Source organism: Kocuria sp. SL71 (assembly GCF_026672465.1).
Classification (GTDB): Bacteria; Actinomycetota; Actinomycetes; order Actinomycetales; family Micrococcaceae; genus Kocuria; species Kocuria palustris.
Map to the genome: position 1 here is coordinate 1446954 of NZ_JAPPRE010000001.1, position 14905 is coordinate 1461858.

The following is a 14905-nucleotide window of genomic DNA, read 5'->3' on the forward strand; positions in this document are numbered from 1 at the left end:
CGTCGCGAACGACCAACCCGCCCTCACCCAGGACCCACCCCCTGCGAATCCGTGCGCCTAGAATCACGTCATGAATCTTGGATTGGACGACCCGGCGGCACTTCAACATGTGACGCGTGCTCTTCAAATCGTGAAGGACACCCGCAACATTCTGGATGAGGTGCCCGCATTTCCGCGCCCTGGCAGCATCGTGCAGCAGCTTCAAACACGCCCGGTCCTCGATGACCCGCCCGTGGACCTAGTGCTAACTCTCCACCAAGGGGCACGCAGCGCCGTTGAGTGCCTGGATCAGATCAGACGCTTCATCGAAGATGACATCCCCACAGAGCCATTCGTAATCGCCGCGCTCATGCGAAGCGCACTATTGGCCTCCGCACGAGCCATCTACGTCCTCGGGCCAGAGTCACCGGATGAGCAAGCCAACCACGCAATGGACATTCTGGTTCAGGAGACCGACTCATTATTCCGGTGCTACAGGAGCGCCAATCAGTTCTCCCAGCTCGTCGACCTGCGCGTGCCGCAAGACGCCTTCGATGACCAAAGTGCGCGACGCGTACGACTCATGGAGCTCGCTCCACACAAGCGATTCACCGAAACCAACACCCTGGAGGGCGCCGCTGAAATCATTGGGCGACGCACTCAAAGCCGCCTCGATGCGGAAGGCATCAAAACGGGCGCCACAATGCGCGAGCACCTGTTGTGGATGTTCAACCTCTACTCCGGCAAAGCACACGGCCTGGGCTGGCCCAAACTCGTCCACCACCAGAACGACCTCCCAGGCAACTTCGCTGCCGATATACACCAGCTGGCAAGCATGACGGAACTAGCTGTTCGCGCCCTCCGGAGCGCCTACGTAACCCCGCAGCCCTGACGGGCTGATAGGCAATACCGTGCACTCGGTATTGCATATCACCGTCCAGCTCTTCCCCGGCTTAGGTGTACTGACCGGAGACGTTGATCGACGGGGATTGGGACTGATGCACGAGTAGGTGTCAGCTGGGGTTAGGCCGCCAGGCTGACGGTCGGGTTCATGATGGTCTCGTATTCGATGGGGGTCAATCGGCCGAGGCGGGCCTGTCGGCGGCGGCGGTGGTAGGTCCTCTCGATCCAGGTGATGATCGCGATCCGCAGTTCGTCTCGGGTCCGCCAGCGTTTGCGGTCCAGGACATTCTTCTGGAGCAGGGCGAAGAAGGACTCCATCGCGGCGTTGTCCCCGGCCGCACCGACCTGTCCCATCGATCCGATGAGGTGATGACGGTTCAGAGTGTGCACGAACTTCCGTGACCGGAATTGCGATCCTCGGTCCGAATGCACGATGCATCCGGCGGCGCCTCGGCGTCGCGAAGCAGCGTTGTCCAGGGCGTTCACCGCGAGACGAGCCTTCATCCGGGAATCCATGGAGTAGCCGACTATCCGACCGGAGAACACGTCCTTAATGGCGCAGAGGTAGAGCTTTCCCTCATCGGTCCAGTGCTCAGTGACGTCGGTCAGCCACAGCTCGTTAACGTCGTCGGCTGAGAAGTCGCGCTGGACGAGATCGTCGTGGACTGGCGGACCGGGGCGCTTCCCATTCTTGCCGCGCTTCTTCCCGAAGACGGACCACCACTGGTTGTCTCGGCAGATCCGCCACGCGGTCCGCTCGCACATGCGCTGGCCAACGGATTCCGCTTCGCCGGCGAGGAACCGGTAGCCGAACTCGGGATCATCGCGGTGGGCGTCGAACAGAGCGTTCGCCCGATAGGCCTCGACCAGCTCGGACTCGGTGACCTGCTGTTTCCGCCAGCGGTAGTAGGGCTGGCGGGAGAGCTTCAGGACCCGCAGGGACACCGCGACAGGGACGCCATCGCCGGCGAGCTCGCTCACGAGCGGGTAGAGGATTTTCCCGGCAGGTTCGCCTGCGAGAGGTAGGCGGCCGCGCGGCGCAGGACTTCGTTCTCCTGCTCGAGCAACCGATTCCGGCGACGCAGATCGCGCAGCTCGGAGGACTCCTCTCTAGTCTTTCCGGGCCGGGCACCGTCTTCGACATCGGCCTCGCGCATCCAGTTCGTCAGGCAGGACTCGGAGATCCCGAAGTCCTTCGCGATCATCGAGAGCTTCTGGCCAGGTTCGCGGTTTCTCGCGACGCGCACGACGTCGTCACGGAACTCCTGGGGATAGGGAGCAGGCATGGTGCACCCCCTTCCCTGCAGCGCCGTGGAGCGCCACAGATCATGTGACACCTACTCGTGCATCAGTCCCACCTGCGCTGAACTCGGGATCAAGCACAAGCGCACCCGGCCGTATCGTCCGCAGACCAACGGCAAGATTGAACGCTTCCACCGGACCCTGGCAGACGGGTGGGCCTATGCCCGCTGCTACACCTCCGAAGCCGAGCGCCAGGGCCAGCTTGAGGCCTGGCTGCACTACTACAACCAGCACCGGCCGCACACGGCCTGCGGCAATCAGCCGCCGTTCTCACGATTGACTAACGTCTCCGGTCAGTACAGCCACTGGTCTGTGGCTGCAGAAGCACGAGGTAACAAGTCCTGGAGCGCGGCGACAATCGGCCCTATGGGATGATTTTCGCCCCAGAATGTGATGATGTTTTCCGTCTGATCGAACTGCCGAAACATGTCCCGGGGGTCCAAATCTAGCCCCAGGGATCCTGGCGGGCCGATGTAGAAGTCAACGAAGTTGTGACTCTCAGACGTTGCGTACCACTCATCGAGGCGCTCATCGAAGTGATCAAGGTGGTTCCGAAGATCTCTCGAGGCGAGCGGGCTGTCGTCACTCACACCCAGCGCCTCTCGGAGGGGTTGCCTGGAGACGACAAATTTTCGACCTTCTGTGCCCCAAAGGGTCTTGGAGACATTCGCTGTTGCCGTGAGGAAGCCCTGTATGCCGGCCCAGAAAATGTCCTGGTCACTCTCGTGCATTCCTTGATTCGCCACGTCAATCCCAATCAAGGCTGCTTGGCATTGGTGCTTGATTTGCCTCTGGTGAAGCTGCATCAACATGGGGTCCATGGCGACATCATGCCACGGACGTCGCCCGGCACCTATGCGAGGGCGGGCCCCAGCCGCCGTGGTCGATGGTCAGGACCCGTGTGGCGCGGGTCGGGCCTTCGTGTATTACCGATTCCGCTCTCCGTCCTTCGCCCTTGCTTCAGGAGGCGGGGCGTTGACGCCGGACCTGTGCGGCTCAGGGAGTCGGCGCGGGCATCACGCTCACGGGGCAGAGGTGGGGACGGTGGCGTCGGCGTTCAGGAGAACGAAGGCGAAGGACGAAGACCGGCTGATAGCCAGGTCTCCGATGCGGATCTCGTTGTGTTCCCAGAGGGTGCCGTCGAAGACGCCTCCCGCGTTGTAGTGGGCGGTGCCGTCCATCACGGACAGTTCGACGACGCCGTCGGTGAAGATCGAGGCCCGGGACCAGTCCGCGAATACGGCGACGCCTTCGGGTGTGACCGGGTTTTCGTGGATCGGCCAGCCTCCCAGCATGGGGTTCAGGGGTATGAATCGCCCGGTGCTGTCGGCGTAGAAGTCGATCTCTGCGGCGTCGTTGGGGTACATCAGTACCCACGGCCTGGGCTGGCCGAAATTGGTCCACCACCAGAAAGACCTCCCAGGCGACTTCCCAGCCGATATACACCAGCTCGCAATAATGACAGAAGTAGTCGTTCGCGCTCTCCGGAGCGGATTCACAACCCAACCAACAACCCCGCAGCCCTGACGGAGTGATAGGCAATACCGTGCACTCGATATTGCCCATCAACATCCAGCCCTTCCCCTGCTCAGGAGACCATCGCCTGGTCCGTGTCGAACAGCTCGCCCTCCAGCTTCGTCCGCACCGTGCGCACCATGCGGCCTTCGAGCTCTCCGACCTTCCACAGAGCCACACCCTTCGGCGCCCGCGAGATCTCCTCACGCTCCGAGCCCGTCAGCCGCAGCAGATCCGCTGTGGCTTTCAGCTGATCCGACTTCTGCCGATGCACCACCCGGATGTCCGTGTCCGCCAGCAACGACACCGCCAGCTCACGAGCACGCGAGCCCTCATCACCAGAGCGGTTCAGGTCCGAGAGCTTGTGCAAGATCAGAATGTTGAACAGCCCGTAGTCGCGGGCGAGCTTCCACTGGGCCACCATGCGCTCCAGCGACGCCTCGTCATCGAGGTTCTCCCACCCCTCCTCGTAGACAGCGATGCGCTGCCCCGAGTCCCGGTTCGTGAACACCGACTCAGCCCAGGAGGACACGCAGTGCGAGGCGATGCGACGCGCCTGCGGAGCCAGATCACGCAGCGGCCGCGTGTTGAACACCAGCATCGGCAAGCTCGCATCGAACGACACCGTCGACCTGCCGTCGAACAGACCCGCCAGATCGCCCTCCACCAGCTCCATCAGCGTGTTCGCCACACCCCGACCAGCCCCGGTCGTGAAGCTCTCCGTCTCCGCCGACGGGGCCCGCAGCGCAGCGATCACATCAGGGATCGTCGGAGCTGTGGCCGCGGCCTCGCTGATCGACGTCTCCGGCGTCATCGCCGCCAGATCCTCCCCACAGGCCTTCGCCGCATCAGTGATCGCCCTGGACAGCGCCAGCTTCTCGTCACCATCCAACGCCCGCCCCGACAAGATGTGCACGATCGTCTTCATCATCGTCGATCGCCGTGACCGTGCCATGCGCACCCACGTATCATCGTTGAGCCGCTTGCCCTTCTGATCCGTGCCCGGGCGCTTTCCCGGGTCCAGCGGATTCAGCACACGGCCCGGTACGCCCACGGTGATCTCCGGGTCCTTGCCCTCTACAGCCAGAGCCCGGGCCACGATCGACCATTCGCCCTTCGAGTCCGACATGATGATCGCCTGCCTCCCGGCCTGCACCATCCTCTTGACCCAGGCCTTCACGGTCGTGGACTTGCCTGTGCCCACCGTGCCGATCAGCACGCACGACATGCCGCTGATCAGATCCCGCGAGTAGGCCTCCCACGGGTCCAAGCACCACATGCCTCCGCCGTCGGTGACCGTGCCGATGAACGCGCGCGTCGTGCCCAACCCCGACTGCGAGACCCACGGGAATGCACCGGCCAGTGTGAACGTCGACGCCGCAGCCATCGTCGGGCGAGAGACCACGCTGCTGCCGCGCAAGTTGCGTTCCCGCGACTCCCCACCAGCAGAGAAGCTGCGCTTGGCCAACCCAGCCGTCACGTCCTCGGCCGGGCCGGTCTTCCACTCCTTGCGTAGCCGCGCCGATTCCTTCGCCGCCGCGATCCTCAGCGCCCGACGCCCTTGCCGCGTCGTCTCTGCGTCCCAAGACACGATCCTCATCTGTGATTTCTGCTTGCTCATCTCAGATCCCTCTCGTCACCGCGATCGACTTCTTAGCCCTTGGCCTTGATCAGAGCCCGCCCCAGCGGGAAGGCCGACGACAGGAACCCAGACCACTGCTGCCCGAACAAGGTCCGCAGCTCGCATCCGGCTCGGGTTGCCCCCGAGATCATGCGCTTGGTGTTCGTCTCCAGCTCGTCATTCGTTGATCCAGAGATCACGATCAGTCCGGTGAACTGAGCCATGCCGTGACCAGCAAGCAGCTCCGCCCCCGTGCGCACCAGATCATCATCGAGGGCCATGTCCGAGAGCTTCTCGGCCTGGCCGAGCTCTCCACGGATCGCTGCCGCAGAATGCTGATCGTTGAGCCGATCCTGAACGTGCTTCATGCCCGCCGCGGTGCCTTGAGGGCGGATCACTTGCGTGACCACATGCGGGAAGTCGGCGCCGTTGAGGAACCTCATGAACCCCGGCTTCTCCGGGCGAGTGGGCCACTGCGAGATCTCCATGACCCGGTGCCAGGCACCGTCAACACGCAGCTTGTCCCATTCGACGTCCACGCCCATCGGTCCCGCCGTCGCCGCCGATACCGAGACCTTGCCGTCGGTGATCGCCACGGCCTCGTCCGGCACGAAACCCCGACGGACTACGGTGGCCAGCTCGTCGACGTCCAGCCACCGCTGCACGTCCACCGAGCACTCCCGCAGCAGGTCCTCGAACAGCTGCCCCATCCGGGCCACGACGACCAGCATCCCCGCGATCCCACCGCCGGCCGACTTGATCTGATCGCGGATCTTCGGCTGCGAGATCGTGATGCCAGCCAGGTTGTCGTGCTGCACCTGAGCCCGGTCGCCGGACAGCAGCTGGAGATAGTCCGAGTGCAGCAGCGGCGAAAGCGCCTCGCCGGCCTGCTTTCCGTTCTCCGTGGCCGTCTCGACCTGCGCCTCATAGGCCGCACGGATCTTCGAGGCGGACGCTGTGGTGATCGTGTCGGAGACCTGCACCGCGATCACGCCGTCCTCGCTGTAGAGCGAGTCGATCATGGATGCCCAGTTCGTGATGATGTCGCCCTGGTCCTCGGGCTCCGCCATGCGGAACCCGTGCGGGGCCACCCGGCACACCAGCGTCGCTGTCTTCAGCACCGGGTCCCAGATCACGCACTGCCCATCAGCCGCGGTGTAGAGCCTCAGCTCGTTCGCCTCGCCCGGAAGCCGCAGCCGCACCGGGGCCGGGACCCCGGCCTCGATCGCAGCTTCCTCGGCCTCCTCGTCAGCGGCCAGCTCCTTCGCGGACGGTCCCGCGGCCACGAACGAGTCCTGGCCCTGCCGACGTCGCCGCCAGGCCCGGAACCGCTGTCGCATCCACCACGGCAGAGGGCGCCCAGAGACGTTGGTGATCACCACGACCACCGCGCCCAGCACCAGGGTCACCAGCACCCCGGTCAGCCACAGCGGGATCACCTGCGAGCCCGTCATGATCACCAGGATCATGAACAGCATCATCAGCACCCCGGCGCTGACCTGAAGCGCCCTGGGTTTGGTTCCGAGCTTCCTGAAGGAGAATCGGATCATGCCCAAGAAGTTCACCCCCGAGTTCCGCGAACGCGCCGTGCGGATGGTCTTCGACCGCCAAGCCACCGAGGGCGGACCACGCGCGGCCTCCATCCGAGTCGTGGCCGAGTCGCTGGGCTGTGGCCCCGAGACCCTGCGCGCCTGGTGCAACCAAGCCATCACAGCAAGCAAGGCGACACCGGCACCCGCCACTGACGAGAGCCTGGGCGAAGAGAACCGCAGGCTGCGTCGAGAACTCGCCGAAGCCCGCCGCGCCAATGAGATCCTGAAAAAGGCCTCGGCTTTTTCGCAGCGGAACTCGACCGCCCCACGACGAGATGATCCGGTTCATCGACAAGAACCGCGACGATTTCGGGGTCGAGGCCATCTGCCGCGTGATGCGCGAAACAGAATGTGGGTTCATCACCTCTCGTGCCTACCGGGCTGCGAAAACACGGCCGGCCTCAGCTCGTGCTCTGCGTGATCAATCATTGATCCCGGAAATACAGCGCGTCCATGCGCAGAACTACAGCGTCTACGGGGCGCGGAAGATGTGGCATGCGATGCGCCGAGCAGGCTGGGACCTGGGCCGCGATCAGGTCGCTCGTTTGATGCGTAGCGCCGGGTTGCACGGGGTCCGCCGGGGCCGCAAGCCCAACACCACCCGTCCAGCCCAGGCAGATGATCATCGCCCGGACCTGGTCCAGCGCGACTTCACGGCCGCGGCTCCGCATGAGCTCTGGGTCGCCGACATCACTTATGTGCGTCTCGTGTCGGGATTCTGCTATGTCGCATTCATCACGGATGTCTGCACCCGCAAGATCGTCGGCTGGTCGGTCGCTTCAACGCTGCACACAGATCGCCTGCCGCTTCTGGCTCTGGAACAGGCATTATTGACGACTGGTGCCCGTCGGGATTCTTCTGGCTTGACGCATCACTCGGATCGAGGGTCTCAATATGTGTCGCTGGCCTACTCGGATGCGCTGATTGCTGCAGGTGTGACTGCTTCGGTCGGTACGGTCGGGGATTCTTACGACAATGCCCTGGCAGAAACGGTCAATGGTCTCTATAAGACCGAGATCATCTACTCCAAGCGCGTCTGGCCCTCGGCTACTGCGGTGGAGATCGCGACGTTGGACTGGGTCCATTGGTGGAACACGGCTCGGCTCCACGAACGACTGGGGTACCGGACCCCGGTCGAGGTCGAGGCTGCTTACACTGAGGCCGAGGTGACCGCGCCCGCGGTGCCCTGACCTCGGAACGAAACCCAGGGCGCTTCAACCACCTGGGAGGTGTCCAGCCACAGGACCGCTTTCTTGCTGCCTGCCCGGGGAAACTGCACCGGGGCAAGCTCGGCCGAAGAATGCTCGTTCGTCGTCGTCATCGTCATCGCCTCCTGATCATTCGAGTGACCCCGGACAGAGCCCGGCCACCCATTCGCGTACCGGCCTGCGCTCCGCCGGCCATCGTGCGCTCGGACCCAGACGAGGCCGACACCGCACTGAATCCGAAGATCCCGACCGCCGCGATCGGCATCAGCGCCGCCACCACCACACAGACCAGGGCAGCGATGAACTGCTGCGTGGTCGCGGCATAGTCGAAGACCGAGATGCCCATGACCAGCACGGCCGCAGCCAGAGGCTTGGCGATCAGCAGCCCGACGATGATCGTCATCCAGCGCATGAACCACGCCTTCGTCACGTCCCACGCCAGCGCGAAGACCGCCACTGCGGCCACTGCCGTCAGCACGACCAGCATCATCGTGCGCAGCGAGAGCATGAAGGACAGGAACATCGAGGCCAGCCACACCAGCCCGGCCATCGCTGCCGGCACGACGAGCTCGAACCCGGACGCCCCATCACCCACACCGCGCCAGATGTTGTATTCCGAGTTCACTTGCTGGAACTCGCCTTGGTCGTTCAGCTCGAATCCGAACAGCTTCATGAACCCGGACATGTTCGCCGTCTCGCCGTTGGCCTCCAGCACGAACGTCGTCACCCCGTCCGAGGCCGAAGCAGCCGCCATGATCAGCGTCACCACGATCATCATGAACGGCACCGCGAACACCGCTGCCGCAGCCCCGCGCAAGATCTTGTCCGTGCGCGACTGCACCACTCCGGTCACGACCTGAGCCGCAACCAGCATGAGGAGGACAGGGGCCATGACCACGGTGATCACCCGAAGCATCCCCGGATCAGAGCCGGCACCGACCACACCTGCCCACCATTCGGACGACAGGTTTGATGACTCAAACGCGTCCTTCATAAAGGTCCACGAGTCCTCAGCAAACCGCTTCACGGTCGCTTCGAAACCGTCACGCGCACCGTCGGATAGCCAATCACCCAGACCAGCCATGACCCCCACCTCCTCTCAGTCGTCGACGTCGTCGGGCCACTCAGCCCAGAAGGCCCAGCTGACCGACCGAAGCAACCGGTGCCATCGCCGCAGCCGTCCCACTGGACAGGGCGATCGAGGTGCCGAAGTAGACGATCGCCGAGGCGCCGGCGATCACAGCGGCGCCGATCAGCGAGAACAGCAGCACCATGAAGCCGCGCGACTGATTGCCCGGCGTGTTCGAGACCTTGCCCAGCGAGATCAGCACGCCGCCGATGATCACGATGATCACCGTGAACACCAGGCCCAGGGCCATGGCCCAGCCAGCCGCAGTGCGCAGCGCAGGAAGGAACGGTGCGTCCGACTGCACCGTGACCCCCGGGTCGAACTCCTGGGTCATGATGTTCATCGCCGCGGACTGGAGATTGATGGCCTGCGTGGTCAGGAAATCCTTGATCATGTCGAATCCTCACTTCGTGATCAGATTGGGAATTGCTCCGTACAACTGCCTATCGCCGAGCTGCCCCTCGAACGTGTGTCAGCTCAGTCGAACTCCTTCTTCTCCCGCTCCCCGTCCTCGCACTCGCCCTTGGGCTCGACCCACTCGGACATGCCCACCTTGGTCAGGTTGCCCATCGCCCCATCGGCATCCTTCGTCCCGGTGACCTGGATCATGCGGCACGAATCCGCGGTCCCCTCCCACACTCCTGCGCGGGATCAGGCCAGTACCGCACTGTCTCCATGGAGGCCCCCTTGGGCGGCTCCCAATCGGTCATCCCCTCAATCTGCTCCCTGTTGTCCCCCAGCGGGCCGATCTGGCGGTGGGTGTAGCACTCACCCGCGCTGGCCTCCGACTCGACGCGTTCGGCCTCGACCTTCGGCACCTGGTACAGCGTCGATCCCCCCAGGAACAGCGCCCCAGCACCAGCGATCACCGCAGCCCCGAAGGCCGTGTTCATCACCACCAGCATGGAATCAGCGACCTTCTGCGACTGATTGGCCTGCCGCCGGACCCCAACCGCGACCATCGCGATCACCAGGGCGATCACCAGCCCGATCAGACAGCTGACCAGGATCGTCCCGGACAGGCCCGCCAGCTCCGGAACAGCCTCACCAGAATTCGAACTGAACATGGCTTCCTCCTCTCGGACCGACCAGAACCCCGATGCGGAGATCCACGACATGCCAGCCCACATCCACCCATCGGATCGAGCCACGATCGCCGTATCCGCCCCCGCGACCGGCTTGCGATGTCGGAGTGACCCACGACTCTGGAATCACTCACACCCAAGGAGGCCCGTCATGACCGCAGCGCTCACCCTCTGGGCATTCGCCGCCGCCGTACTCGTGCTCATGCTCGTCGTCGGCTTCCGCCTGGCCATCGGCGGCGTCCGCCTGGCCATCTGGATGATCTCCACGAAGGCCGGCTGGATCACCGCCGGCGTCCTCTTCGTGGCCTACCTCCTGTTCTGGTGACCCACAGCTCACGACGACGACCGCGATGAGCACCCACCAGGACCTGCACACGCAGCTCCGCCGCTCCCCAGGAGGCTCATCATGACGACCGTCTACACCAAGCCGCAGTGCATCCAGTGCGACCGCACCCAGGCACACCTCACCAAGCACAACGTGGCCTTCCACACCCGGGACATCACCACCGACCCCGAAGCGCACCGCTACATCACCGAGACCCTCGGCTATCAGCAGGCCCCCGTCGTGGTGACCGACGACGGCCAGCACTGGTCCGGCTACCGCCCCGACAAGCTCGCCCAACTCGCCACCGCCCAGCACGCCCCCAGCGCCGCCGAGATCACAGGCCCCACCATCAGCCCCATCCACTTCCAGCGCTGAGCCCGAACGACAGGAGCCGGGACACCACACGGTGTCCCGGCTCCTTCTCTGTCCCCGATCAGCTGCTCATGTCATCGAGCGTCGGCCACGCTGTCCTGGCAGTCGAACGCCGTGACCGTCTCCTTCCCATCCACCTCCTCGACAGCGACCGTGCACGAATGCGAATCCCCTTCCGGCACCACCGAGTCCTCATCGGCGTGCCACGTCCAGGCGACCTCGACCGTGACCATCTCCACGCCTTCCGGCGGCTGCGCATCCGTGCCCAGCGGAGCCAGCTCCGTCTCCGCCGAAGACCACGCCCCCGCCGCCGTGGCCTGCCGCCACCACAGCGGCGTCCACTTCCCCGGCCCGCCAGCGCCACGCTCCAGAGCCTCCGGACTCACCAGCGACTCCACCCGCGCCCCAGCATCACCAGGCTTCGTGTCCTGCGTCGTATCCCAGACAGACAGCCCTCGCATCGCCTCGATCGCCACCTCCCGCGCCGAGGCCCTGTCCACCGTCGACTGATCCACGAACCCCGGGAACTGCTTCCCGTCACCCTCCACCGCAGGCGACGGCGACGGCGCCACGACCCCGTTGCCGGCCACATCGTCAGGCCCGGGCTCAGGTGTTCCATTTGGAACACCTGCCCCGGTCGCTTCCCCCGCCGGGCTCGCTGAACTCGACGCGGCAGGTGATCCATTTGGATCACCTGCCGAGGCCTCAGGTGAGCCACTTGGCTCACCTGAGCCAGCAGCACCCGGCACCGTCTTGACCTCCGACGGCGTCGACGACGAGACAGGATTGGTCGGCTCATAGGCCGGCGGCCGCTCTCCCTCGCCACCACCACACCCGGCCAGCAGCAGCGCTGACACCATGCCCAATCCCACCGCGCTCATCCTCATCTTCGTGCGCATCACAATGATCCCTTCTCTTTCAGAATCGGTTCCGGATTCACGTTGTAGAGCTCGCCCTTGTCATCGCGCTCCCACGGCTTCTTGCACGCCGGTGTCCCCGGCTTCATGGCCTCCAGATGCAGGTGCGTGCCGAATGAGGTCTTGCCCGTGTTGCCCTCGACACCGATGGGATCACCGCGCTCCACGGTGTCGCCCACCTTCACGTTCTGCTCGGCCAGGTGAAGGAAATTCAGCAGCAGCTCGGAGTCCTCACCGTTGGTGACCTTCAGCTGCACCATGCCGTCGAACTCCATGCCCGGCACGCACACGACTTCGGCCTTCGTCGGCGCCACGACCGTCCCTCCCGGTGATGTCCCCGCCCCAGGCGTGGCGATGTCCGTGCCCAGGTGGAAGTTCGCGTGGCACCCGTTGGTCAGGTTGTAGTCCCCGTCAGCGCAGCCGGGCATGATGTTCCGCTTGCCGTAGCCGGAGGTGTGCTGACCACCCGGCAGCGGTTTCGCCCACTCCCCATCGCCGAGCTCCACCTCAGAGACCTCACCACCGGAGACCTGCGAGCACTCGACGGAGAAGTCCTCCTGCGCCCCGTCGAAGATGATCTGGACGTAGTTCTGCGTCTCCTCATACGGCGGGATCTCGCCGTCCTCCAGCCCCGGGGCGGCCTCGCCAGCGTTGTACGACGCCACAGCCAGCCGCGCAGCGTCAGGCCCACCCTCGTTCTTGTCCGCCTTCGGCTTCGACACCTCCAGCAGATGCTTCATGTAGCGGCCATATCCGGCCATCGCGTCCTCGGGGTCGTTGACGTCCCCGCCCTCGCCGTAGGTCTCCCACGTGGCCGGCATGAACTGCGCCGGACCCTGCGCCCCGACCGGGCTGGACACCGTCGTGGAGAACCCGGACTCCTGCTGGATCTGCGCCGCCACAATCTCCTCGGGCAGCCCGGAGGTCTTCGCGGCGTCCTTCACCGGCTGCTTGAACGCCTCCGGGACCTCCACCCGCGATCCGCCCGATCCTTCACCTTCGGCGGCATCCACCTGGCAGGTGCTTCCGGCCGTCGTCGCTGCGGCCTGGGTGTCGTGCTCGTCCTTCGCGGACGCCGCACCGGCACCCATGAACAGCATCAGCATCACCAGCGACATCGTCAGAGCCACCGCGACGGCCCCGAAGATCAGCCCGGGGATGCCCACCAGCTTCAGCACCAGGCCGACACCGGCCTTCTTGACCATGCCCTTCACAGACCCGGCTCCCACGCCTGATCATCAGCGCCCACGAAGTCCGTCGGCTCCTCGGCCCAGTCTGTGACCACGCACCGGTCCACGCCCTCGGCCGGCGGGCACACCACCACCGCCTCCATCAGCGCACCAGACGGGGTCTGCACCGTCGTCCCATCCACGGTGACCTCTCGATCCAGGCGCATCCCGACCTGCACCAGGTGCGTGCCCGGCTCAGCTTCCGGGCCGAAGGGGAAGTCAGGGGCGATCCCGCGGCCGTCGGTGATCGCAGCATCCATCTCCGCCCACGAGACCTCCGCCTCCGATACCGCTTCCTGCTCCCCTGCCTCACCCCAGTCCTCCTGCCGACCCGTCCGCCCCTCCGACAGGAACGAATCGCGCGCCGCGTACCAGTCGCCGACCTCATCGGAAGTGGTATCCACGCTGCGCAGCGCCCGCAGGAACCGCGCGCCGGTCACCATCGGGTCATCTGCGTCGTCGTCTCGTGCGGTGACCAGGCCGTCGCCGTCGTTGATCTCCTCCAGGGCCGCCTCATCAGCCTCACGTCCCGACAGCTCAGGCTCCGCAGCGCTGTTCTCCGCTCCCGGCTCATCGGCCTCGACATCTGCCTGCGATCCCGGCAGCTGAACCTCCGGCTCATCCGCTGAAGCTTGCGAGCTTGCCGGCGCCTCAGCGGAAGGCTCAGCAGCATCCTGACCGGGACGGGTCAGTGCCCACCCAAGGGCCACCACCAAGACCATCACCAGCACGGCACCCACTGCGACCGCCACCCGCAGCCCAGCCGAGGCCTGCATACGTTCGGAGATCCGTCCCAGCAGCGACCGTGCACGGTCCTCACCCGGAGCCGACCATCGTGCAGCCGGTGGGTGGAAGAACCCCCACGCCACGCCCCGGGGCCGCGATCGCCGACGACCGCGACGCGGCAGGTCCTCCCCTGTGCCCTCCGTCGACGGGATCTCCTGCTCCAGGGCGTCGCTGGAGTCCTCGTCTCGCTCATGCTCTGTGCTCATCGTCGATCACCACCTCACCCAGGCATCGACGCCCACCCCCACCGGCGTATCCCGCCCATGACGAAGCCCCCGGGACCTCAGTCCCGGGGGCCTCCCCCTCATGCTCCCGCGCGTCTCTCAGCAGCGTCTTCCGGCCACCAGCGCTGAGCCCCACCCACGATCAGTCCCATGTCCTCGAACTCAATCCCGTTGTTGGCCAGCGGCCAGAAGGTCTCCTCTCGGGCGTGGTCCCAGAGATCCATCTGGACGAACGTCAGCCAGGTCGCCAGCCACCCGTCGTCCTCATCGACGGGGATGCCGTTGAGCTCCTCACGATGGTCACGCACCACCGCGGTCTCGTACGCCATCCGAGCAATGTGGGTGGCCTCCCGAACTGCACCGACCCACAGATTCGAGCCCTTCGCGCTGCTCACCGCGTCCTCCAGCCAAGGGGGCCGCTTCATGCCCGCAGCCCCGCCCATGTGACCGATCGCGGCTGTCTCATTCCAGGTCCGCATCCAGACCGCCGTCGTCTCATCGCGCACCCGCGACAGCACCGCCATCGAGCCCGACGGACTGGCCCGCTTCACCGGGTCCGGTAGCTCTCGCAGGAACTCCGCCTCCTCACGCTGCCCGTTCAGGGAAACAACCCCAGCAACGACATCAACCACCAGCCAATGCACCAGCCCGGCCGACGAAAACGTCAGCTGCTGCATCTCGGAGGCCTTCACCGGACGAGTCCCCGCAGAATCCTCCG

At 65.2% G+C, this 14905-nt stretch carries 17 protein-coding genes and 1 pseudogene; 5 read left to right on the plus strand and 13 right to left on the minus strand.

The window, feature by feature from the left end:
• Positions 1-70 precede the first annotated feature (70 nt).
• Positions 71-871, plus strand: coding sequence for a hypothetical protein (locus tag OVA15_RS06455; RefSeq protein WP_268143831.1), 801 nt, complete (start codon positions 71-73; stop codon positions 869-871).
• 131 nt (positions 872-1002) lie between these two features.
• On the opposite strand, the gene OVA15_RS06460 is transcribed toward OVA15_RS06455, so the two are convergent.
• Positions 1003-2168, minus strand: a protein-coding gene (locus tag OVA15_RS06460) for an IS3 family transposase (RefSeq protein WP_268143833.1) whose coding sequence is annotated in 2 segments (ribosomal slippage) — positions 1003-1881 and positions 1884-2168 — 1164 coding nt in all. Because the reading frame shifts where the segments join, the coding sequence is not laid out codon by codon here.
• An 85-nt stretch (positions 2169-2253) separates the two neighbouring features.
• On the opposite strand from OVA15_RS06460, the pseudogene OVA15_RS06465 reads away from it, so the two are divergent.
• Positions 2254-2559 (plus strand): annotated as a pseudogene (locus OVA15_RS06465) (integrase core domain-containing protein); the annotation flags it as partial.
• On the opposite strand, the gene OVA15_RS06470 reads toward OVA15_RS06465, so the two are convergent.
• The 4 genes from OVA15_RS06470 to OVA15_RS06485 form a co-directional block, all read right to left on the minus strand.
• Positions 2478-3005, minus strand: coding sequence for a hypothetical protein (locus OVA15_RS06470; protein WP_268145740.1), 528 nt, complete (start codon positions 3003-3005; stop codon positions 2478-2480). The pseudogene OVA15_RS06465 and the gene OVA15_RS06470 sit on opposite strands and share 82 nt — an antisense overlap.
• A gap of 201 nt (positions 3006-3206) precedes the next feature.
• Positions 3207-3551, minus strand: a complete 345-nt coding sequence (locus OVA15_RS06475) for a hypothetical protein (RefSeq protein ID WP_268143835.1) — start codon at positions 3549-3551, stop codon at positions 3207-3209.
• A gap of 221 nt (positions 3552-3772) precedes the next feature.
• Entirely contained in the window at positions 3773-5320 is a 1548-nt protein-coding gene (locus tag OVA15_RS06480) for a hypothetical protein (RefSeq protein ID WP_268143837.1), read from the minus strand.
• 32 nt (positions 5321-5352) lie between these two features.
• On the minus strand, positions 5353-6963 hold the full coding sequence (locus OVA15_RS06485; RefSeq protein WP_326493265.1) for an SCO6880 family protein: 1611 nt from the start codon (positions 6961-6963) through the stop codon (positions 5353-5355).
• On the opposite strand from OVA15_RS06485, the gene OVA15_RS06490 reads away from it, so the two are divergent.
• A protein-coding gene (locus OVA15_RS06490; protein ID WP_268143841.1) for an IS3 family transposase occupies positions 6869-8102 on the plus strand; the annotation gives its coding sequence in 2 pieces (ribosomal slippage) (positions 6869-7155 and positions 7154-8102; 1236 coding nt in all). The two genes, OVA15_RS06485 and OVA15_RS06490, sit on opposite strands and share 95 nt — an antisense overlap.
• A gap of 133 nt (positions 8103-8235) precedes the next feature.
• On the opposite strand, the gene OVA15_RS06495 is transcribed toward OVA15_RS06490, so the two are convergent.
• From OVA15_RS06495 to OVA15_RS06510, 4 genes are all read right to left on the minus strand, one after another.
• Positions 8236-9204 (minus strand): hypothetical protein, encoded by a 969-nt coding sequence (locus tag OVA15_RS06495; RefSeq protein ID WP_268143843.1) that lies wholly within the window; start codon positions 9202-9204, stop codon positions 8236-8238.
• A 40-nt stretch (positions 9205-9244) separates the two neighbouring features.
• Positions 9245-9643, minus strand: coding sequence for a hypothetical protein (locus OVA15_RS06500; RefSeq protein WP_268143845.1), 399 nt, complete (start codon positions 9641-9643; stop codon positions 9245-9247).
• An 83-nt stretch (positions 9644-9726) separates the two neighbouring features.
• On the minus strand, positions 9727-9858 hold the full coding sequence (locus OVA15_RS06505; RefSeq protein WP_268143847.1) for a hypothetical protein: 132 nt from the start codon (positions 9856-9858) through the stop codon (positions 9727-9729).
• The gene (locus OVA15_RS06510) at positions 9855-10367 is read right to left on the minus strand and encodes a hypothetical protein (RefSeq protein ID WP_268143849.1); all 513 of its coding nucleotides are present in this window, start codon (positions 10365-10367) and stop codon (positions 9855-9857) included. Before OVA15_RS06510 ends, OVA15_RS06505 begins: the two co-directional genes overlap by 4 nt.
• Positions 10368-10485: 118 nt before the next feature.
• On the opposite strand from OVA15_RS06510, the gene OVA15_RS06515 reads away from it, so the two are divergent.
• Positions 10486-10659: a hypothetical protein gene (locus OVA15_RS06515; protein WP_268143851.1), complete on the plus strand. Its 174-nt coding sequence runs from the start codon at positions 10486-10488 to the stop codon at positions 10657-10659.
• A gap of 81 nt (positions 10660-10740) precedes the next feature.
• Positions 10741-11034 carry a glutaredoxin family protein gene (locus OVA15_RS06520; protein WP_326493266.1) on the plus strand — a complete coding sequence of 98 codons (294 nt, stop codon included), beginning with the start codon at positions 10741-10743 and terminating at the stop codon, positions 11032-11034.
• Between the two features lie 71 nt (positions 11035-11105).
• Here OVA15_RS06520 and OVA15_RS06525 read toward each other — a convergent pair whose 3' ends face one another.
• From OVA15_RS06525 to OVA15_RS06540, 4 genes are all read right to left on the minus strand, one after another.
• Positions 11106-11579 (minus strand): hypothetical protein, encoded by a 474-nt coding sequence (locus tag OVA15_RS06525; RefSeq protein WP_268143853.1) that lies wholly within the window; start codon positions 11577-11579, stop codon positions 11106-11108.
• A 350-nt stretch (positions 11580-11929) separates the two neighbouring features.
• A complete protein-coding gene (locus OVA15_RS06530) occupies positions 11930-13177 on the minus strand; it encodes a peptidoglycan DD-metalloendopeptidase family protein (RefSeq protein ID WP_268143855.1) in 1248 nt (415 codons plus the stop codon).
• On the minus strand, positions 13159-14169 hold the full coding sequence (locus tag OVA15_RS06535; protein ID WP_268143857.1) for a hypothetical protein: 1011 nt from the start codon (positions 14167-14169) through the stop codon (positions 13159-13161). Before OVA15_RS06535 ends, OVA15_RS06530 begins: the two co-directional genes overlap by 19 nt.
• 98 nt (positions 14170-14267) lie before the next feature.
• Positions 14268-14864, minus strand: a complete 597-nt coding sequence (locus OVA15_RS06540; protein ID WP_268143859.1) for a hypothetical protein — start codon at positions 14862-14864, stop codon at positions 14268-14270.
• Positions 14865-14905 lie beyond the last annotated feature (41 nt).

Coding starts and splice junctions, on each gene's coding strand:
- OVA15_RS06495 (WP_268143843.1), bottom strand. CDS start 9,204: ATGGCTGGTCTGGGTGATTGGCTATCCGACGGTGCGCGTGACGGTTTC.
- OVA15_RS06485 (WP_326493265.1), bottom strand. CDS start 6,963: ATGGAGGCCGCGCGTGGTCCGCCCTCGGTGGCTTGGCGGTCGAAGACC.
- OVA15_RS06510 (WP_268143849.1), bottom strand. CDS start 10,367: ATGTCGTGGATCTCCGCATCGGGGTTCTGGTCGGTCCGAGAGGAGGAA.
- OVA15_RS06535 (WP_268143857.1), bottom strand. CDS start 14,169: ATGAGCACAGAGCATGAGCGAGACGAGGACTCCAGCGACGCCCTGGAG.
- OVA15_RS06505 (WP_268143847.1), bottom strand. CDS start 9,858: ATGATCCAGGTCACCGGGACGAAGGATGCCGATGGGGCGATGGGCAAC.
- OVA15_RS06470 (WP_268145740.1), bottom strand. CDS start 3,005: ATGGACCCCATGTTGATGCAGCTTCACCAGAGGCAAATCAAGCACCAA.
- OVA15_RS06480 (WP_268143837.1), bottom strand. CDS start 5,320: ATGAGCAAGCAGAAATCACAGATGAGGATCGTGTCTTGGGACGCAGAG.
- OVA15_RS06515 (WP_268143851.1), top strand. CDS start 10,486: ATGACCGCAGCGCTCACCCTCTGGGCATTCGCCGCCGCCGTACTCGTG.
- OVA15_RS06475 (WP_268143835.1), bottom strand. CDS start 3,551: ATGTACCCCAACGACGCCGCAGAGATCGACTTCTACGCCGACAGCACC.
- OVA15_RS06455 (WP_268143831.1), top strand. CDS start 71: ATGAATCTTGGATTGGACGACCCGGCGGCACTTCAACATGTGACGCGT.
- OVA15_RS06540 (WP_268143859.1), bottom strand. CDS start 14,864: ATGCAGCAGCTGACGTTTTCGTCGGCCGGGCTGGTGCATTGGCTGGTG.
- OVA15_RS06500 (WP_268143845.1), bottom strand. CDS start 9,643: ATGATCAAGGATTTCCTGACCACGCAGGCCATCAATCTCCAGTCCGCG.
- OVA15_RS06520 (WP_326493266.1), top strand. CDS start 10,741: ATGACGACCGTCTACACCAAGCCGCAGTGCATCCAGTGCGACCGCACC.